Here is a 3115-nt window from a genome sequence, read left to right as displayed (position 1 = left end):
GTTTTGTTTTTTATAAATCTTATCTTTACAACTTATTTTAGCGATAAATGACAGTTCAAAAAGTATATCATAAAGTATATATTGAAGATTTCGAAGAGGTTGATTATCACATAATCGCCATTCACACATCATTGGAAGATTATCGTTTGGCTTATTTTTTAAATCGAGATTTAGAAATTTGTTTAAGCAAAAGTACTGTTGATATCCAATTTCAAGTAAAAAAAGGAAAAACATCTTTTGCCCGATTTACATTTGAAGACGAAAAAAAAGTCATCAATTGGGATTTGATTCAAAATAAAAACGAAGTCGTTGGTATCGAAAATAATGCGATTCAAGATTTATTTTCGAACACTAAAAACACTTTCTCTTCTTCGGCTTATTTACTATCTGAATTTAAAAAAGTAGATTTTTTCTTAAAAATTGAAAATGCAGCCAACGAAATCAATGTCTCAGAAATTGTATCTAAAATAAACGCTATCGACAATATAAACATGGTTTATAGTATTGATAAAGAAAATATAAAATCGAAAAATAATTTAATTTTTTAATAAAAATGTCAACAAGAAAAAAGACTAAAATTGTAGCCACACTAGGTCCAGCTTGTAGTTCAAAAGAAGTAATTAAAGACATGATTGATGCTGGAGTAAATGTATTCCGTATTAATTTTTCTCATGCCGACTATACAGACGTAAAAGAGCGAATCGATATCATCAGAGAATTAAATCAAGAATACGGTTACACAACTGCTATTCTTGGAGATTTACAAGGTCCGAAACTTCGTGTTGGAGTTATGAAGGAAGATGTCGTTGTAAACCCTGGAGATATCATAACATTTCAAACTGCAGAAGATGTTCCTGGAACAAAAGACCGCGTTTATATGAACTATCTTGAATTTCCGAGAGATGTAAAACCGGGTGAAAAAATCCTTCTTGACGATGGAAAATTAATGTTTGAAGCTCTTGAAACTAACGGAACGACAGAAGTTGTTTGTAAAGTTATTCAAGGCGGACCATTGAAATCTAAAAAAGGTGTAAACTTACCAAATACTAAAGTTTCGCTTCCGGCATTGACAAAGAAAGATGTTAAAGATGCCATTTTTGCAATCGAACAAAAAGTAGATTGGATCGCGCTTTCATTCGTAAGAACTCCAGCCGATTTAGAAGAATTGCAAGATTTAATTGCTAAACATTCTGATCATAAAATTCCGATAATTGCTAAGATTGAAAAACCAGAAGCGGTTGAAAATATAGATAAAATTGTTGCTTTCTGCGATGGTTTGATGGTTGCTCGTGGTGATTTAGGAGTTGAAATTCCAGCGCACGAAGTTCCGTTAATTCAAAAGAAATTAATTCACAGAGCCAAAACAGCGAGAATTCCTGTAATTGTGGCAACACAAATGATGGAAACGATGATTACTAGTTTGACTCCAACACGTGCTGAAGTAAATGACGTTGCCAACTCGGTAATGGATGGAGCCGATGCTGTGATGTTGTCTGGAGAAACTTCTGTTGGAAATTATCCTGTTCAAGTAATTGAAAAAATGACACAAATCATTGAAGCTGTTGAGGATTCTCCGCTTATTCAAGTGCCACAAAATCCGCCTCACGTTAGAACAAAACGATTTATTACAAAATCTATCTGTTATCACGCAGCGACAATGGCTAACGATATTAAAGCAAAAGCAATTTCTACTCTAACAAATAGTGGTTATACGGCGTTTCAAATTTCGGCTTGGCGTCCATCGGCACATATTTTGGTTTATACTTCTAATAAAAGAATTTTAACCCAATTGAATTTACTTTGGGGTGTGAATGCTTTTTTCTATGACAAATTTGTAAGCACCGATGACACTGTAGAAGACATTAACGAAATTGCAAAGCAAAATGGTTATGTGAAAAAAGGCGACATTCTTATTAATCTTGCAGCAATGCCAGTAGTTGACAAAGGAATGGTAAACACATTAAGAATTACTGAAATAGAATAATTTCAAAAGTATATACTTTAAACAGAAAAAATCCCGTTTTCACGGGATTTTTTATTTAAAGAAAGTCTTTATTCAACAATTATTATTTCTTTATTTGTTTTACCACTTGAAGTGAATACATTTAAAATATAATGACCACGTTTAAGGTTTAAATCATTAATTCTAATTTCTAACGAATTGTAGGTTTTTGTGTAAACCAAGTTACCTAACATGTCATATACTTTAAGAATATTCTTTCCGTCTTCTGCCATTCTTGAAGGAATTCCACCACATGGATCTGAATTTCATATTCTAAAAAAGTTCTCGTGAAAAGCTCCGCAAATGTCTCCTGACTTTGCGGAATTTTTTTACATTTGATAAAACTTAAACCTATGAAAGAAGGATATGTTATAAGGGATCAAACATTACCTCATTTTTTTACAATTACAGTAGTTGATTGGGTGGATGTTTTTTCGAGAAAAAATTTTCGTGATGTAGTTTTAGAATGCTTAAACTTTTGCGTGAAAAATAAAGGAATGATATTATTTAGTTATGTAATAATGACTAATCATATCCATCTAATAATTCAATCTGAAGATGGAAAACTATCAGATTTGATTAGAGATTTTAAAAAATTTACAGCAAAAACAATATTAGATAAAATTCAAACTGAACCTGAAAGCCGAAGAGATTGGATGTTAGAAAGGTTTAAATTAGCAACAGAAACACATTCCAGAAATAAAAACTATCAATTTTGGCAACTTAGCAATCATGCCGAAGAGATTTATTCAGAAAAATTTATGTGGTCAAAAATTGATTATACTCATTTTAATCCTGTTCGTGCAGGAATAGTATCATCTCCACAAGATTATATATATTCAAGTGCATCAAATTATGTTAATGGAAAAGGAATAATTGATGTTGAAATTGTTCAAATTCCTATTGTAGATGTTTTAAATCCAAATTCTTTTATAAAATATAATAGCTATGAAAAGTGATATTAATGTGGCGCAAAGTCAGGAGACATTTGCGCAGCGCAGTGGTTAAAAGAACACTTTGCGTAGCTTGGGGGCAAAGTCAGGAGACATTTGCGCAGCGCAGTGGGTAAAAGAACACTTTGCGGAGCTTGGTGTAGATGTTTTAAATCCAAAT

General features: G+C 32.0%; 4 protein-coding genes. 3 read left to right on the top strand and 1 reads right to left on the bottom strand.

Annotated features, from left to right (window positions below; genetic code table 11):
* Window positions 1-47 precede the first annotated feature (47 nt).
* Both DIU01_RS08805 and pyk read left to right on the top strand, forming a co-directional pair.
* On the top strand, window positions 48-548 hold the full coding sequence (locus tag DIU01_RS08805; RefSeq protein ID WP_290833586.1) for an IPExxxVDY family protein: 501 nt from the start codon (window positions 48-50) through the stop codon (window positions 546-548).
* A 5-nt stretch (window positions 549-553) separates the two neighbouring features.
* Window positions 554-1984 (top strand): pyruvate kinase, encoded by a 1431-nt coding sequence (gene pyk, locus DIU01_RS08800; protein ID WP_290833584.1) that lies wholly within the window; start codon window positions 554-556, stop codon window positions 1982-1984.
* Window positions 1985-2052: 68 nt separating this feature from the next.
* On the opposite strand, the gene DIU01_RS08795 is transcribed toward pyk, so the two are convergent.
* A complete protein-coding gene (locus DIU01_RS08795) occupies window positions 2053-2235 on the bottom strand; it encodes a T9SS type A sorting domain-containing protein (RefSeq protein ID WP_290833582.1) in 183 nt (60 codons plus the stop codon).
* A gap of 120 nt (window positions 2236-2355) precedes the next feature.
* Here DIU01_RS08795 and DIU01_RS08790 point away from each other — a divergent pair, with 120 nt between their 5' ends.
* Complete coding sequence (locus DIU01_RS08790; protein WP_290833580.1) at window positions 2356-2961, top strand: transposase; 606 nt, start codon at window positions 2356-2358, stop codon at window positions 2959-2961.
* The last annotated feature ends 154 nt before the right edge of the window (window positions 2962-3115 follow it).

Source organism: Flavobacterium sp., assembly GCF_003525665.1.
Taxonomy (GTDB): domain Bacteria; phylum Bacteroidota; class Bacteroidia; order Flavobacteriales; family Flavobacteriaceae; genus Flavobacterium.
The sequence above is the reverse complement of the archived record's forward strand: the minus strand, read 5'-3'. Positions and strand labels throughout refer to the sequence as shown.

What these genes read in the sequence shown, in the direction of transcription:
- DIU01_RS08805 (WP_290833586.1), top strand. Translation starts at nt 48, where the DNA reads ATGACAGTTCAAAAAGTATATCATAAAGTATATATTGAAGATTTCGAA.
- pyk (WP_290833584.1), top strand. Translation starts at nt 554, where the DNA reads ATGTCAACAAGAAAAAAGACTAAAATTGTAGCCACACTAGGTCCAGCT.
- DIU01_RS08795 (WP_290833582.1), bottom strand. Translation starts at nt 2,235, where the DNA reads ATGGCAGAAGACGGAAAGAATATTCTTAAAGTATATGACATGTTAGGT.
- DIU01_RS08790 (WP_290833580.1), top strand. Translation starts at nt 2,356, where the DNA reads ATGAAAGAAGGATATGTTATAAGGGATCAAACATTACCTCATTTTTTT.